Origin of the sequence: Paenibacillus apis (genome assembly GCF_018333295.1) — a bacterium.
In the GTDB taxonomy this organism is placed as follows: Bacteria; Bacillota; Bacilli; order Paenibacillales; family Paenibacillaceae; genus Fontibacillus; species Fontibacillus antibioticophila.
Genome location: NZ_BORS01000012.1, coordinates 115,838 through 132,190, shown reverse-complemented (window position 1 = coordinate 132,190; position 16,353 = coordinate 115,838). Strand labels below are relative to the sequence as shown.

The window sequence follows — 16,353 nt, the reverse complement described above, 5'->3', positions numbered from 1 at the left end:
TGTATCTCATCGTGTTAACTCCTTTCGTATTTTTATTGGTTATTATTTGTTTTGGCAATAAAAAATACAGATCCAAACCACTATGTGGACTTAGATCTGCATTCATCACGAATAAGGACACGTCGATACAAGGCATAGCCAAATAAGCTATCTATATCGTAATCTATGTCTCTCCATACGTAAAAATAAGCAACGCAAAAAAGCCCACAATTGCGGAAAAATCAGCTTTTTATTGCCAGCTTATCGAATGCGCATGGAATGTGTCATAGATAACGTGCCTCCTCAATTTATGATGTGAATCTTAACATGGAGTTCTTCAGGTTGTCAACCCAAACAGGTTCTGTTCTGTGCCTCATTGGGTTAGAGAGGCATCTCCCCCATTTACCGCAAAATTACACAAGTATGGAATTCATGCCCCATCATCATGACAGTATCATTTAACTGTCCATTCTGTAGAGCTTAGCGAGCCCGCCTTCTGAAGTTTCACGGTAACGGCTGCTCATGTCCAAGCCTGTTTCATACATGGTCTGTATAACCAGATCAAAAGATATCTTACGGGTACCAGACAAGAATTTGGCCAGGCTCAGCGCATTGATCGCCCGCATCGCACCCACAGCATTCCGCTCAATGCAAGGGATCTGAACCAGTCCGTTAATCGGATCACAGGTTAACCCCAAGTGGTGCTCCATGGCAACCTCCGCCGCATACTCAATCTGGCCGATCTCCATTCCGGACAATTCAGCCAGTGCGGCTGCTGCCATAGAACAAGCCGTGCCAACCTCCGCCTGGCAGCCGCACTGAGCGCCGCTGATGGAAGCATTCTGCTTGACCAGGTTGCCAATGAGCCCGCCGACGGCCAGAGCCCGGAGGATCTGTTCGTCCGGGACCTGCATCTTTTCCTGCATATAACGGAGTGAGGCTGGCACGACACCGCTGGCTCCGCAGGTCGGGGCCGTTACGACGGTGCCGGCGGCGGCATTCTGTTCGTTGACGGCGAAAGCGTATGCGCTGACGATCCGGTTCTCCCGCGTCTCCGGGCTCTCATCCATATGCCCCTGATGATAGAGATATTTCGCCTTTCGTTCGACCTGGAGACCGCCCTCCAGAATACCTGTGACGGAAAGCCCTTCGTCGATCGAACGCTTCATCGCTTCCCAAATCCCTTGGAGGAAGTCCCATATCTGTTTGCCTTCACACTGCTCGACGTAATCGCTCAGCCGGATATGATTCGCTTTACAAATGGCACTGATTTCGGCAAAGCTGTTCTCTTGATAAACATCAGGCCCAAGCTTCTCCTCCCGCCCTTCAATAACGATGTCCCCGCCGCCGATACTGACAGCACGCATGAAGGCGGTTTGCCGCCCGTCTTTGTAAGCGAACAAGTCCATGGTATTGGGATGGGGCAGAACAAAATCTGCTTGTGGAACAAATTCAATCTCCGTTGGAACGGGTGACAGTGCTCTGATAATGGCCTTGTCCGTCATATGGCCTTTGCCTGTTTTGGCAAGGGAACCATAAATCAACGCCTTGAATTGGTCTGCGTCTTCATTTTCTGATTTGAAGATTCTGGCCGCTTTCTCCGGTCCCATGGTATGGGAGCTGGACGGTCCACTGCCAATCTTATAGAGTTCAGTCAACGATCTCATCGCACCCTTACATCCTTTCTGGCTATCGCCCATTCCGCTGAAAACGTTCCTTGATCTTCATCAGCCTCTCATAAATCCCCTCTTCATCAATAGCCATGTCAACCAATTGGTGAGTAAGCTGAAGACCTTGATCCTTTGCAAGAGCTTTTTTCCACGGGTGCGACACAATCGAATGAGTAAGCTGTCTTGTAGAGCGGGGTGCCTGCATGATCATCTCTGCCAGCTCCCACGCACGGGGAAGAAGCTGTTCACGAGGCAGCACCTCGCTAACCAGACCGAGGTCTAATGCCGTCTGGGCATTCATGTTCATGCCCGTGTATGCATAGTATGTCGCTTTCTTGGTTCCCAGTATTTGTTGAAGTGCTAAGACGATTCCATCTCCAGGAGGTACACCGCCCAAGTAGTGGGCATCGAAAAACGCTGTGCCTTCAGCGCAAATGGTAATATCACAAAGCGTTCCCAGTTGCCAGTGTGAGCCTGTGCCATTGATCGCCCCAATCGTGGGGATGTCGAGGCAATGAATCATATTTTCAATCATTCTGAGCGATTCATGGTAGAACTCCAGCTTCCGGCGATTCGGCCAATCCATGAATTTGGTTGTCCAGACTTCAGGATTGCCTATTTGCCACAAATCTCCAGTCCCTGTAAGGATCATCACCTCATTCTCAGGGTCACGGCCAACATCGGACCATACGTTGCCATAGGCAGCTTGAGCCGTCCAGTCAAATTGAAGCGGTCCTCCGCGAGTGTGCATACGCACTTCGAGTATGCCGTCATGGCGGGTCATGAAGAACAAGTCCTTGTACTTCTCCGAGTATACCTCGAATCGTGTAGGTCCCGCCATATCTCTATTGAACATCTTTGCCTATTAGACGTCCTTGCATTTTTTTCAGCCGCTCCAGAACCCCTTCTTCATCAATGGCCATGTCATACATTTGGTGTGCAAGCTGGAACCCTTGATCACTGACTAAGGCTTGCTTCCATGGACGGGAGATAATGGAGTGAGACAGATGTCTGGTTGAACGCGGTGCTTGCATAATCATCTCCGCAAGCTCCCATGCGCGGGGAAGAAGCTGCTCGCGGGGCAGGACTTCGCTAACGATGCCCAGGTCCAAGGCGGTTTGACCATTGATATTCTTGCCGGTGTATGCGTAGTATGCTGCTTTCTTGAAACCGATCATATTCTGCAGTGTAAGCAGCATTCCATCTCCGGGAGGCGTGCCTCCCAGATAATGCGGATCAAAAAAGTCCGCGTCTTCTGTACAAATAGTAATATCACAGAGCGTTGCGAGTTCACAGTGCGTTCCCGGCCCGTTGACCGCCCCGATGGTCGGGATGTCAATGCAGAAGATCAAGTTCTCAAGCAGTCTCAGTGATTCATGATACTGTTCGAGCTTCTTTTGCTTCGGCCAATCCATAAATTTTGTATTCCAGACCTCCGGGTCCCCGATTACCCATTTATCCCCCGTTCCGGAAATAATCATGACCTCGTTTTCAGGGTCGCGGCCAATATCTGACCAGGCATGGGACCATGCGGTATGGGCTTCCCAGTTATGCTTGTACGGCCCTCCGTCGGTGTGAAGCCGCACTTCAATGATTCCGTCACGGCGGGTCATTAATAGAAATTCCTTATATTTCTCCGAGTACTCTTCAAATTTGGTGGGTCCAATCATACGTCTCTCTTCCATTTCAATTCCTCCTAGTTTGGTTTAGATATTACCTATTACTATCCAGCCAATCTCTGGCAAAAGCAGCGTAAGCAGCAGCCCCTTTATAAAGCACCTCATCCGAGAACATCGTCTTGGGATGGTGCACAGGGTAACCATAACCTTCCTCGGTATTGCCTGCGTTAAGAAACACTGTGGTGCTTGGCACCGCTTGTGATACAAATGCGAAGTCTTCCGATCCCATTAATTTACCACCGGGTACCAGCTCAGTTATACCGATATAGGAACCGGCGCCAAAGGTATTTGCAATCGAAGTTCTCATTTGTTGGTTAAGCCCGCTGTCCGTTTTCACCTCAGGACAACCCCTCGTATAGATCACATCCATCTTTGCCTGAAAGGTTTCTCCGATACCTGCAGAAATGTCGCGGATTCGGGCTTCCATGTTGTCCCGCAATGCGGTGTTAAATGTTCGCACACTGCCTTTCAATCTGGCCGTATCGGGAATTACGTTGTTTGTACTTCCGCCTTCCATCACGCCAATGGTAAGAACTGCATTATCAATTGGCGAAATTTCACGGCTAAGGATACCCTGCAGTGCCAGATGAAGATGAGCAGCCACATTTAAGGGGTCCACTGCGGCCTCTGGCATGGCTCCATGTGCGCCCCGACCGCGGATGATGATTTCGAACCAATCCGAGGAAGCTGAAATCGCTCCACCAGCCTCAGGCACTACAAATTGCCCGATAGGAATGGGCATTCCGGTCAACACATGAAGCATCATGGCTGCATCCACTTTGGGATTATCGAGAATTCCGCTTTCAAGCATCATCTTGGCCCCATGCAGAGTCTCTTCACCCGGCTGAAACATAAGCTTAACCGTCCCGTGAAGCTGCCCTTCGTTGGCCTTCAGGATCTCCGCAGCTCCGAGCAGCATGGAAGTATGCAAGTCATGACCGCATGCATGCATGTTTCCGTTCAACGATGCGAAAGAAAGATCCGTTTCTTCTTGAATGGGCAGCCCATCCATATCCGCACGAAGAAGAAGCACCTTTCCGGCATGCTGTCCGCCGATCGTAACCATAAGACCTGATTCTCCTACGAGAGTGGGCTCAAATCCCATGGACTCCAACACCTCTTTCACATAAGCAGCTGTCCTGGGCAAACTTAAATCAAGCTCCGGAATCGCATGAAGATGATGCCTGTACATGACCAATTTTTCCTGCAGCTGATGGGCCTTACTCAAGAAGTCTTCAGCTTCTTCAATCACAATGAACATCTCCCAAAACACAAATTGAATGAACCTAAGAACAGAGAAACATTCCCCCTTCACATTTTAAGACTTTTTAAGAACACATTTATCGTACTGGCATTTTTATCCGCTGTCAAGAGAAATTAAGACATTTTAAGAACATTATTTCAGAGGCTGCTGGAACATTGATATATCACATTTATTGTGATATAACTCTTTTGATTGAACTGTTTATGAAAGGAATCTACCATGAAAATCAAGCTGGGTATTATTACGCCTGAGACCCATATGGACTATTTCCGCGCCATTGAAGAAGAAATGCGGTCAGTATGTCAGTTCCGGTTCCTTACAATCAGCAACTTTCGGGAAACAAAAGACCTCTATCTCAAAAACTTAGGTTCGGTAGACGGATTTGTGATCAGTGGCAGGATGCTTTACGAGTCAATTGATAAGGAATGCTTGGATGAAAAAGTACCTATTCACATTTTGCAGGATAACGAGAACCTTCTATATAGGGAACTTTTCCGGCTGCTGCTTACAGAGCCTGAGCTTGATATCTCCAGGATCTATGTGGATTATGCGTATGTTATCGATTCTTTCAGTGAATTCCAAAAATACCTGACCCATGAGGGAAAGCCCATCAACAGTGATGATCTGCTCGAACGAGTGGAAACCATGCTCGAAAACCATATCACTCTGTGGGAAGAACAGAAAATAGACCTATCCATCACGGCGTTCGGCCACTTTGTTCCAGAACTTAAAAAGCACGGAGTAAAATACATCTTAATCCGGCCTACTTTGGAAAGCGTTAAAGAGACCATCCGAGAGATCATTAACGAAATTACCATCCTCAAGCTTAAGAGCCAGAGGGCAGTTGTTGCATGCTTATCGACCGTCACAGCGCAGACGCCATCCGAAGAGCAGCTTCATGAGCTGAAGGTCCTTGTCGGCAGGTTTCTGCACAGCATGAATCTAGCAGACACGGCCCAAATTTCGGAAGGCTTTGTCAGACTATACACTACTTATGGAAATTTCATGAAAATCACCTCTAACGCACATAACTGCACCCTGCTGGAGTATCTGGAAGGATGCATAAGCGACAAGGTGAAAATCGGATGGGGCTCGGGGCATGAATATTTCCAAGCTAACGTAAACGCCACCAAAGCCCACAGACAGGCGGAAGCCTTTACGGACAGCTGCAGCTTTTTTATAAACGAGGAACAGAAGGTTATCGGCCCAATGCGGAGCATGAATGTTATACAGTTCTCTGAACAGGGGGATCCGGAAATCATCGCGTTAGCCAAAAGGATCGGAATAAACAACATCAACTTGCAAAAAATCATGTCCTATGCAGAAATCATGAGAACAAATAAATTATCCTCTGAGGATGTTGCCGAGTGCCTGTCCATGACCGTCAGAGGTGCAAACCGTATCCTTAACAAAATTGAAGAAAGTAAATACGTACAAACGGTATTTGAAAAACGGGACAATAGTAAAGGGCGGCCTAAAAAATACTACGAACTGCTGTTTCTTGACAAAGAAGGGCACAAATTAAGCAAATGACACGCATTGTTACGATTGCCATTTCGACTTTAAATTAATGCAAAAAAGGCACATTTTCAAAACTGAAAACGTGCCTTTTTTTGCGTTTGAGTCAATGAATTGCTCCCGCCGAAAACATTATGAATTCATATACACAGCCTTGCCTGTCTTGGCGGATTCATAAATCGCTTCAAGAATCTCCGAGACAACACATGCTTGCTCAGGCGTTACGACCGGCTCCAGATCTTGATCCACGGCCCGGATCCAGGTTCTCATTTCTGTATCCGCATCATTCTCGGCCTTCCCTTCATAGAAGGCAACCCCGCCAGAGCCAAGCTCGGCTTCCTTCGTATACAGACGGCCATGCTCTTCTCCGTTGATCCGAAGACCGTTCTTCATATCAGCCCCTGCTTCCGTTCCGCTCAAGCTGCATTTGGCTTCATGCACATCAAGCGTGTTCAGCGCCCAGCTGGATTCCAGCATCACTGTAGCGCCATTTTCCATGACAACCATCCCGAAGGCGGAATCCTCTACCGTGAACTTGGCAGGATCCCATGGACCCCAAGCGTTAGCAGCATTTTCGCGCTGCGACAGCTCATGATATTTGGTTCCGAGAACCACCTTCGGCTTGTAATTGTTCATCATCCACAAGGTCAGATCCAGGGCATGCGTACCGATATCAATGAGCGGTCCTCCCCCTTGCTTCTCTTCATCGAGGAACACGCCCCAGGTTGGCACGGCTCTTCTGCGAATGGCATGGGCTTTGGCGAAATAAATATCGCCCAGTTGTCCTTCTTCAACCAGCTTCTTCAAATGCAGGCTGTCCGGACGGAAACGGTTATTGTAGCCAATCGTCAGCTTCTTGCCGGTACGCTTGGCAGCTTCAACCATTCTCCGTGCATCCGCAGCGGTCTTGGCCATCGGCTTTTCGCACATGACGTGCTTGTCAGCCTCAAGCGCCGCAATCGTTACCTCGGCATGGAAATCATTCGGGGTCAGCACATGTACGATGTCGAGAGATTGATCCTTCAGCAGCTCCCGGTAATCGGAGTATACCTGTGCGCCCTCGGCACCATACTCGCGTGCAGCCTTCTCAGCGCGTTCCACTACGATATCGCAAAAAGCTACGATTTCAACATTATCCAACTTCTTCAAGCTTGGCAGATGCTTTCCGTTTGCAATCCCGCCGCAGCCAACAATCCCGATACGATATACTTTACTCATTTTAAATTCCTCCCAGGTTATATAGTTTCCACTTTAAATTGCTTGCTCTTGCGATATTCTGCCGGTGTCATGCCAATCTTCTTGCGGAAAACGGCATGCAAGTAAGTAGCATTCGCAAAGCCCTCCGACTGGGCGATCTGCTCAATCGATAAATCTGTTTCCTCCAGCCTTTTACAGACCGACTTTAGCCGGATATCCTCCAGCAGCTTGCTGAAAGGCTTCTGTGCATCCATCTGATGAAAGGTTCGCTGCAATTGACGCGCACTGATATTGAGCTTCTCAGCTACATTCTCCAGCGTTAAGCTGGAGGAGGAGTTCGCTTCCATATACTGCACCGCATATTGATAGCGATAGGCCGTCATATTGCGGATCGGCGCCTCCGTCGTAATCACGCCGGCATCATAGGCCCGGACGGCCTTCATCAGAATGGTAAGCACCAATTGGCGGATCGAGGTGTAATATCCGGAGTATCGCCCGTCACACACCTGATAGGCCTCCAGGAAGCAGGCCATGGCCCCGTGCCGATCCTGCTCCGGCTTGCGGGGAAGCTTGCGCAGCTTCTCCATGCATTCCTCCGCCTCGGCCGCTTCCCAAGGATCGCATTCATTCCGCTCGATCGGAACGATATCGACATGCAGGCACAACTCATCCATTGCTTCCTCAGAGGATGCGGCCTGATAATGAACGACTCCCGGCCCGGTGAGGTAGAACATTCCCTCCGACAAGGCAAAGGTTTGGTCCTCCAGAATCACGATTCCCTTCCCTCGCGGAATAAAGTGAAATTCATACTCCGCATGGTTATGAAAATCAATGACATGGCCTCGGTCAAATGAAATCAAATGAAATCTAAGCACCTTGATTCTGTAATAGCCCCAGTCAATTTGAATATCCAGCCGTTCAAGCAGATCCTGCTTTTCAAACATCACCTCATACGGAAATGACGTTTTATGCCTGAAATCGGTCATGGAAGAAGTGCGCTGCCTTCGAGAGGAATGACTCTTCCTTCCTGTGCCGAACGATTGGCCGCTTCCATCAGACGGGTCAGCTCGATGGCCGTCTGCACATTCGTGCCGGCGGTCGTACCGTTTTGAATATGTCCTACCCATTGATCGAAAGCGCTTTCCCGATTGCTGCGCAACGGGTATTCCCGCCAAGTCTTTCCGCCGTTCTCATCCAGATTCGACTTGAGCAGAAGCTTATCCTCCGGCGTTCCGTACAACAGGGTTCCTTCTGTTCCGTGAACCTCGATCGTAAATGGAGAATGACTATTCACAAAGCCTGCTTCCACAACGCCTACAGCACCGGATGCCGTTTGCAGCGTTACTACTGCATTATCTTCTACTTCCTTGCCTGTGACATAGCCAAAGTTCGCGCTGACCCCGGTTATCTCTTCTCCAAGGAAAAGGCGAGTCAAATACATCGGATGACAGCCCAGATCGATCATCGCCCCGCCGCCGCACTGCTCCCGGTTATAGAAATGCTCAGGAAGCCAGTTGGCCAGCGCGCCGTTGTGAGACAGGCGGACTCTCGCATAAGTGACCTTTCCGAGCAAGCCCTTGTCCAAAATATCCTGAATAGCAAGCGTGTATCCTGCATTTAAGCGCGGCAGAGATACAACAAACGTTAACTTGCGCTCCGACACCGCAGCTACGATTTCGTCAACTTCCTGTACCGTAGGCGCAATTACTTTTTCCGTGAAAATATGTTTGCCTGCCTGCGCAGCCTTCAATATCACCTCTTTGTGTCGGTTGGTCGGCGCATCCACAATGACTGCGTCCAGGTCATCACTTGATAGCATCTCATCCAGCGAAGCATAGAATGGAACTCCCAGCTTGTCAGCTGCCGCTTGAGCACGGACCGGATCTTCATCCCAGACCGCGGCGACGACCGTATCCGGATGATTCAGCGCTTGCTCCGTGTATTCCCATGCATGGACATGCCAAAAGCTGATTTTCCCGACTCGAATACTCATAAACTTGGCCTCCTAGCTTATATGAAATTCTGACATCTGTTGATAAAGTACCATATTCAAACACATTTAAACAGTGCATTTATACGACAATTCAATATATAAGATCACGACACACTATCACGGATATTCAGGGTTAATTTTACCTCGGAGGTATTTTCCAGTTTATTTCCAATAAGTGTGGGTTGTTCCTCCCCTGGAGCTGATTCTATAATGCTAACAGGAAAGGAGGCATGCCCAATGATGAAGCGCAGATTACTAACCTTCATATTATTGGCTGTCATCGCGGGGCTGCAGCCCGTGACCTCGAACGTCCACGCCGCCCCATCCGTACAATACGGCAATACCGTGGGTGATGTATGGGATTTGCAATACCGGTTAAAGGTGCTCGGTTATTATGCCCCATCGCTGGACGGACAGTATGGGACGCAGACCAAAGCGGCAGTCGCCAAGTTTCAGTTGGCTTATGGTGTCCACGCGGACGGAATTGCAGGCAGCCTTACCTGGAGCTTGTTGAGAAAACACACCTTGAACCTCTATGAAATGGATATTTTGGCGAAAATCATATACAGCGAAGCCCGCGGCGAGTCCTATACAGGTCAGGTTGCGGTAGGAGCCGTTGTCATGAATCGGATTCAGTCACCGGATTTTCCCGATACGATATCGGAGGTTGTATTTCAGCGCGGTGCCTTCACAGCTATTGACGACGGTCAATATTGGCTGACGCCTGACAGAACCGCCTACCTGGCAGCTCAGGACGCCGTTCGCGGCTGGGACCCTTCAGGAGGCTCGTTGTACTACTTTAACCCAAACACCGCAACAAGCAGCTGGATCTGGTCCAGAACGCAAAACGTCAAAATCGGCAATCATATCTTTGCAAATTAATTCCTCCGGGCACGCCCGGGGATACATAACAAATTCAGGATAGTTGGTTTTAATTTGAAATTTAAGTAGAATAGGAAGCGAGAACTTAGAACCTGGAGGATACGATGAAAAAACTTTACGTCGCAGGAGTATTATTAGTATTTATTCTGCTTGTAACGCCTCATTCTGCTTTTGCCCATACCCATATGGTCTCCTCTTCGCCGGAGAAGGATGAGCAAGTCGAGCAGCCGATTGATCAGATTCAGCTGGACTTTCATACGGATATCGCTCCGCTAAGCTCCTTTACGGTCACCGGAGAGCAAGGCACGATTGAACTGGAAGAGATTCAGGTTGAAGGTGCCCGGATGACCGGGTTATTGGCTGGGGACTTGGAGAACGGAACCTATACAGTGGATTGGAAAATCGTCGGTGAAGACGGGCATCCGATGGAAGGCAGCTACTCCTTCTCCGTAAATGTTCCCGAGTCTGCGGTGACTGAGGATCAGACAGAAGCGCCAGCCGAGGCCGAAGACACTTCATCGAATGCCGACACGTCGGCTAATAATGACAGCGGCAATGCGGCTGCGGATGAGTCCGTCACAGCCGTTGATCCGGATACAAATTCTAACGATGAAGCAACAGCTGACACAGCTGTCGTCAAGGAACGTGCATCGCTTTCCATGCCGATGCTTATTGCAGGGATTGTGATCATTGCAGTCATTCTTGCTGTTGTACTTGTCGTCCTGCGGAGACGCCGTTCATGATCTATTGGCTTGGAGAGCCGCTGCTTTATCTCTGCTTTGCAGTCATCATAGGCTGGCTTACTGTCATTCGTGCCGGAGAGGCTGAAATCGCCGCACAAATCCCCAAGCCGCTTGTGATCACAGCCATCTGCGGAATAGGCGTGCTCTCCTTTCTTCCTTTATTAAGGATCGTACTGTTCTTTGCGGGGAATGCCGGCTTTGCTGTATCATTGCGAAATGTCCTTTTTAGCCTGGCAGAAGGCAAAGCCTATGGCTGGACCCTGTTATTCTGCCTTTTGATGTTGGCAGCGGTGTGCGTCAAGCCTTTGCACCTCTCCATCCGGGAGGCTGGTTGGGGCTGGTGGCTGTGCTGCATTCTCTGTCTTGGCCTAGCAATCTCCGTCAACTGGTTCAGCCATATGACGGCAAACTATGGACTGGCAGGCCTTCTCGTCCATCTCATCCATTTTCTGTCCGTCATGATCTGGTCCGGAACCTTGTTGGCGGCAGGCTGGTTCAAGCCTACGTCTTCATCCTGGTCCGGTTTTTTGAAATGGTTCCACATTCTGGCGATGGTTGCCATGACTCTGATTATAGGCTCCGGCTGGCTGATGTCCGCGGCCCTTATCCCGCAGATTGCAACGGCAGCCGTCTCCTCTTATGGGAAGGCTCTGCTGCTGAAGCATCTGCTGATCATTCCCTTGCTGCTATTCGGCTTCATTAACGGATTTCTTATCAAAAGAAAGCTGTCTCAGAATCACTCCTATCAGCCGACCACCTGGATACGCGCCGAAGCCGTGCTGGTGCTGGCCATTTACATTATCACCGGATATATGAACCAGCAAGCCACTCCAGAGTCGCTGCCTGATCCGGCTTCAGGTCTAGTCTTGCACGGGCATCCCTCAGCCCTTCTTTATCTGAGCCTGGCCACAGGATGTTTAGTTGGACTGCAGGCTGTATACCGCCGGAACAAAAATGCGTACCTGGCTCTGCCGCTTAGTTTGTTCTTTACGCTTGCGGCCTATCGGGCTGTGATGTTGTTTATCTCCTGAAGCCAGGCATTCAAAATAAAAGGTTCATCCTTATAGCCTTATCGGCTGCAGGATGAACCTTTTTATTGTTCAGGAGGTACCCTTAGAATACTTTGGTTGTCCAGGACTCGCAATTCCAGGTCTCCGTCACGACATCCCGGTAAAATTCCGGTTCGTGAGAGATTAACAGAATGCTGCCCTTGTAGGCCTTCAACGCCCGCTTCAACTCATCCTTGGCATCCACGTCCAGATGGTTCGTCGGCTCGTCCAGGACCAGAATATTCGTCTCGCGGTTAATCAGCTTGCAAAGACGAACCTTGGCCTTCTCTCCCCCGCTCAACACAGCGACCTTGCTCTCGATATGCTTGGTCGTCAGGCCGCATTTAGCCAGTGCTGCACGTACTTCAAACTGTGTGAAGGAAGGGAACTCGTTCCAGATCTCTTCAATACAAGTATTATAGTTGGTTTCTTTGGCCTCTTGCTCGAAATAACCAATTTCCTGGAGCTCACCCAAATGAACAGACCCGCTAATCGCCGGAATTTGACCCAGAATACTGCGCAGCAGGGTCGTCTTCCCGATGCCGTTCGCACCGACAAGCGCGATCTTCTGTCCGCGCTCCATCCGAAGGTTCAGCGGGCGGGACAGCGGAGAATCATAACCGATCACCAGGTCTGACGTCTCGAAGATCAGCTTGCCGGAGGTTCTTCCATCCTTGAAATGAAACTGCGGCTTCGGCTTCTCCTTAGCCAGCTCGATAATATCCATCTTGTCCAGCTTCTTCTGCCGGGACATGGCCATATTCCGCGTGGCGACACTGGCCTTGTTCCGGGCCACGAAATCCTTAAGGTCAGCGATCTCCTGCTGCTGGCGCTTATAAGCGGACTCCAGCTGTTGCTTCTTGGCTTCATGCACCTGCAAGAAATAGTCATAGTCCCCGACATACCGGTTCAATTCCTGATTCTCCATGTGGTAGATCAGGTTGATAACGCTATTGAGGAACGGAATATCATGGGAAATCAAAATAAAGGCATTCTCATACTCCTGCAAGTAGCGCTTGAGCCATTCAATATGCTGCTCATCCAGATAGTTCGTAGGCTCGTCCAGGAGCAGAATGTCCGGCTTCTCCAGCAGCAGCTTGGCCAAGAGCACCTTGGTCCGTTGCCCCCCGCTCAGATCATTGACATCCTTGTCCAGACCGATATCGGTAAGTCCCAAGCCGCGCGCCGTCTCTTCAATCTTCGCATCGATCAGATAGAAATCCTGATTCGTCAGCGTATCCTGAATCGTGCCGACATCCTCCAGCAATTGCTCCAGTTCCTCGGGAGTGACATCCCCCATCCGGCCATACATGTCATTCATTTCCGCTTCCAGATCGAACAAATATTGAAATGCTCCGCGAAGCACGTCGCGAATCGACATGCCCTGGCTCAGCACAGCATGCTGATCCAGATAGCCAACCCGTGTACGCCGCGCCCATTCTACCTTGCCTTCATCAGGCTGCAGCTTGCCGGTGATAATGTTCATGAAGGTAGATTTCCCTTCTCCATTGGCGCCGATCAGGCCGATATGCTCCCCCTTCAGCAAGCGGAAGGAGACATCCGTAAAAATCGCACGGTCTCCGAAGCCGTGACTGAGTCGTTCAACGTTTAGTATGCTCATGAATCTACACCTTTTCTATTTACGATATATACCGTCATATTATATATGCAATCATGGTCATTCAACAAGTCACTTGCAGAGGATGTTTAAAAAGTCATCTCCTGACTTTTTGAACCCGCAATTAACAAGGAAAGGATTCACACAAAAACTCCTGCCGCGCAAAGAACCTCAGTTCTTCCTGGCAGGAGTCGGATTGCTGAATAGCCCGTTCAAATCTTGTACCGAAAATTCGGCAGGTATCATTGCTCCTCTTGATTGGCTTCATATTGCTGCTTCAGCAGCGCGAACAATACCGCATCGGCGAATTGTCCCTTCTCATAGAAGCACTGCTTCAGATATCCTTCCTCATGAAAACCGGTCTTCTCCAGCAAATATCTTGAACGGATATTGTCCGGATCAATAAAAGCCTCGATACGGTTCAGCCCCAGATCCTCGAAGCCAAAGCGCATGACCTCTTGCAGCACCTCGGACATCACGCCCTGTCCCCAATAAGCAGGATTCAGCTCATAACCGATCTCCGATTTGAAATGCTCTCTGAACCAATTATGGTAGCCGCAGGTTCCGATGACCTTATTGTCGGGTTTGACGGTGATCGCCCAGCGGAACCCCTTCTTCTCCAGATAGCGGCTATTCCAGGCGAAGATAAGTTCTTCAGCCTGTCTTAGCTCGACAAAGCTCTCCAAATCATAATAGCGGGTCACTTCATCATTAGAAAAGTAATGAAACAAATCTCCGGCATCAGCCGATGTCAATTTGCGCAAAATAAATCTTTCCGTCTCTAATTGGGGAAATACCGCCATCTCGCTCGTCCCTTTCGCGCTGGAATAAGTCAAATTTAACTTCATTATAGGCGAAAAGCCGGGATCGAGAAAGGTTTTTCCTGAAAGAGGTTGTTCAAAAAGTCCTCTTTTGATCACGAAGTATATCAAGAGGTTGATTCGACATCGAATCTTGCGTTCACCCTCGAAGTCCAAGCGGAGGCTTACGATGCATGCTTCCTTTGGAAGCATTTTGCTCATGTAGGTTTTGCCTACACTCCGTTCCTCCTTCTTCAGGTTCTCGCAACCTTCTCGGTGCTGAAAAGCTGACTTTTTTGAACACTCACTGATAATTTAAAGTTCTGACGCCACCGTGAAACGCTCGCGAATATGCTTAGGCTGTTCAATCTCGTCAACGACGGCAACCGCATAATCCTCGTAGCTCACATAGCTGTCTCCGGCCGAATTGACAAGCACATGGTCCTTGCCGGAAATATAGCTTCCCGTGCGTCGCCCAAGCGCAAAGGTTGCCGATGGACTCAGATAGGTCCAGTTAAGTCCTTCCGCAGCTTGCAGCGCCTCCAGATTCTTGCCTGCATTTGATGCCGTCGGATAGACGAAATCCGGGAATTCCGGCGTGTCCATCAGACGCAGCGACTGATCCTCATCCACGAACAAGCTTCCTGCTCCGCCGACAACGAACAGACGAGTATCCGGCTTATTCCGCAACGCCTCAATCAGCACATTCCCCGCTTCCACATATTGCTCTTCTTGTCCGATCGGGGCTGCGAATGCATTAACGACCACATCAAAGCCTTCAAGATCCGCTGTCGTTAATTGAAAGATGTCCTTTTCAATGTAAGCAGTGTCCTTCTCCGCGAGCTTGGACGCATCCCTTACAATCGCAGTAACCTGATGACCTCTTTGCTTTGCTTCTCCCAAAATACGACTTCCAGCCTTTCCGTTCGCTCCAATAACCGCAATCTTTGCCATGTTCTTTATCCTCCTGGTTTTAAATTAATTAATGGGATGAATTACTCATTTCAGAACCACCAGCTCAATCCCGTTGCCGAATGGATCCTTGAGCGCTGCTCCTTGCTGACCTTCAAGCTTTGCAAATGCTATTCCCTCTGCTTCCAGACGGTTCAGGATTTCCTGCAATGAAGCTTCCTCCGGGATGAGAATGGAATAATATCTTAATCCTGCTGCTTGCTCCGGAGCCGGCGGGGCTCCCTTGCCTGCCCAGGTATTGAGACCAATATGATGATGATATCCGCCTGCGGAAATAAACAGGGCTGCATCTCCATAAGTTGTGATTCGGTCAAATCCAATGATATCGCAGTAGAAATGCTCGGCTATATGTAAATCACCGACATGGAGATGGATATGCCCGATCTTGGTGCCCGCGGGCATGCCCTGCCAGCTAATCCCCTCGGAGATCGCCATGAGGCCGCTGACATCCACGGGGTCCGTGGTCATGATGATCCCTCCGTGTTCGTCTCTCTTCCAGGTATCCCTTGGTCGATCCGCATAAATTTCAATCCCGTTGCCGTCAGGATCGTCAAGATACAAAGCCTCACTGACAAGGTGATCGCCTTGACCGACCGGAATCTGATGACGGATCAGATTGCGCAGTGTTACGCCAAGCGACCGGCGATCCGGCAGTAGAATCGCAAAATGGTATAAGCCTGAGGTGCTGCGGTTTCGCTGCTTCCGGAAGAGTTGATTCTCCTCAAGAACCACCAACGGATGCACGCCGTCGGCACTCAATTCAGCAATAGCTCCTTCCCGGCGAACCAGCTTGAGACCGATCACTTCTTGATAAAATCGGAGCGAGGTCTCCATGTTGCTTATTTTTAATTGTACAACTCCTATTTCAGTTCGAGGATGGATCCTGTTCATCTTTCGCCCTTCCTTTCGAGCTTCTGTTTTAATTGTAACTATTTTGGTTACATCTACTTGTAACAAGTATAGTTACAGATCAAGCGCGTTGTCAAGCA

The 16,353-nt window shown here is 49.5% G+C and carries 15 protein-coding genes; 4 read left to right on the top strand and 11 right to left on the bottom strand.

The genetic code is table 11. The features are described 5' to 3' along the window. Positions 1-437 precede the first annotated feature (437 nt). Genes KI362_RS17555 through KI362_RS17540 form a run of 4 tightly spaced genes read right to left on the bottom strand, consistent with a single transcriptional unit; the run spans position 438 to position 4,589 of the window. Positions 438-1,646, bottom strand: coding sequence for an L-serine ammonia-lyase, iron-sulfur-dependent, subunit alpha (locus KI362_RS17555; RefSeq protein ID WP_301629040.1), 1,209 nt, complete (start codon positions 1,644-1,646; stop codon positions 438-440). 22 nt (positions 1,647-1,668) lie between these two features. Beyond that, the gene (locus KI362_RS17550) at positions 1,669-2,505 is read right to left on the bottom strand and encodes an enoyl-CoA hydratase/isomerase family protein (protein ID WP_301629038.1); all 837 of its coding nucleotides are present in this window, start codon (positions 2,503-2,505) and stop codon (positions 1,669-1,671) included. Beyond that, positions 2,495-3,334 carry an enoyl-CoA hydratase/isomerase family protein gene (locus KI362_RS17545; RefSeq protein WP_301629036.1) on the bottom strand — a complete coding sequence of 280 codons (840 nt, stop codon included), beginning with the start codon at positions 3,332-3,334 and terminating at the stop codon, positions 2,495-2,497. The genes KI362_RS17550 and KI362_RS17545 overlap by 11 nt, the downstream gene beginning before the upstream one ends. 28 nt (positions 3,335-3,362) lie before the next feature. After that, a complete protein-coding gene (locus tag KI362_RS17540) occupies positions 3,363-4,589 on the bottom strand; it encodes a M20 metallopeptidase family protein (protein ID WP_301629165.1) in 1,227 nt (408 codons plus the stop codon). 222 nt (positions 4,590-4,811) lie between these two features. On the opposite strand from KI362_RS17540, the gene KI362_RS17535 reads away from it, so the two are divergent. Further along, the gene (locus KI362_RS17535; RefSeq protein WP_301629034.1) at positions 4,812-6,125 is read left to right on the top strand and encodes a transcriptional regulator; all 1,314 of its coding nucleotides are present in this window, start codon (positions 4,812-4,814) and stop codon (positions 6,123-6,125) included. 117 nt (positions 6,126-6,242) lie between these two features. On the opposite strand, the gene KI362_RS17530 is transcribed toward KI362_RS17535, so the two are convergent. Genes KI362_RS17530 through KI362_RS17520 form a run of 3 tightly spaced genes read right to left on the bottom strand, consistent with a single transcriptional unit; the run spans position 6,243 to position 9,300 of the window. Continuing rightward, positions 6,243-7,328, bottom strand: a complete 1,086-nt coding sequence (locus KI362_RS17530) for a Gfo/Idh/MocA family protein (protein ID WP_044478671.1) — start codon at positions 7,326-7,328, stop codon at positions 6,243-6,245. A 17-nt stretch (positions 7,329-7,345) separates the two neighbouring features. After that, entirely contained in the window at positions 7,346-8,293 is a 948-nt protein-coding gene (locus KI362_RS17525) for a helix-turn-helix domain-containing protein (protein ID WP_044478673.1), read from the bottom strand. Beyond that, positions 8,290-9,300, bottom strand: a complete 1,011-nt coding sequence (locus KI362_RS17520) for a Gfo/Idh/MocA family protein (RefSeq protein ID WP_301629028.1) — start codon at positions 9,298-9,300, stop codon at positions 8,290-8,292. Before KI362_RS17520 ends, KI362_RS17525 begins: the two co-directional genes overlap by 4 nt. A gap of 240 nt (positions 9,301-9,540) precedes the next feature. On the opposite strand from KI362_RS17520, the gene KI362_RS17515 reads away from it, so the two are divergent. The 3 genes from KI362_RS17515 (at position 9,541) to KI362_RS17505 (ending at position 11,956) form a co-directional block, all read left to right on the top strand. Continuing rightward, positions 9,541-10,182, top strand: coding sequence for a cell wall hydrolase (locus KI362_RS17515; RefSeq protein WP_301629027.1), 642 nt, complete (start codon positions 9,541-9,543; stop codon positions 10,180-10,182). Positions 10,183-10,286: 104 nt separating this feature from the next. Further along, the gene (locus tag KI362_RS17510; RefSeq protein WP_301629025.1) at positions 10,287-10,925 is read left to right on the top strand and encodes a copper resistance CopC family protein; all 639 of its coding nucleotides are present in this window, start codon (positions 10,287-10,289) and stop codon (positions 10,923-10,925) included. Further along, the gene (locus KI362_RS17505; protein WP_301629023.1) at positions 10,922-11,956 is read left to right on the top strand and encodes a copper resistance D family protein; all 1,035 of its coding nucleotides are present in this window, start codon (positions 10,922-10,924) and stop codon (positions 11,954-11,956) included. Before KI362_RS17510 ends, KI362_RS17505 begins: the two co-directional genes overlap by 4 nt. 82 nt (positions 11,957-12,038) lie before the next feature. Here the strand turns inward: KI362_RS17505 and KI362_RS17500 are convergent, their stop codons facing one another. The 4 genes from KI362_RS17500 to KI362_RS17485 form a co-directional block, all read right to left on the bottom strand. Further along, entirely contained in the window at positions 12,039-13,595 is a 1,557-nt protein-coding gene (locus tag KI362_RS17500) for an ABC-F family ATP-binding cassette domain-containing protein (protein ID WP_301629021.1), read from the bottom strand. A gap of 239 nt (positions 13,596-13,834) precedes the next feature. Then, on the bottom strand, positions 13,835-14,395 hold the full coding sequence (locus tag KI362_RS17495) for a GNAT family N-acetyltransferase (protein WP_301629163.1): 561 nt from the start codon (positions 14,393-14,395) through the stop codon (positions 13,835-13,837). A 312-nt stretch (positions 14,396-14,707) separates the two neighbouring features. Further along, positions 14,708-15,346 carry an NAD(P)-dependent oxidoreductase gene (locus tag KI362_RS17490; RefSeq protein WP_301629019.1) on the bottom strand — a complete coding sequence of 213 codons (639 nt, stop codon included), beginning with the start codon at positions 15,344-15,346 and terminating at the stop codon, positions 14,708-14,710. A 45-nt stretch (positions 15,347-15,391) separates the two neighbouring features. Continuing rightward, positions 15,392-16,255, bottom strand: a complete 864-nt coding sequence (locus KI362_RS17485) for a VOC family protein (protein ID WP_301629017.1) — start codon at positions 16,253-16,255, stop codon at positions 15,392-15,394. Positions 16,256-16,353 lie beyond the last annotated feature (98 nt).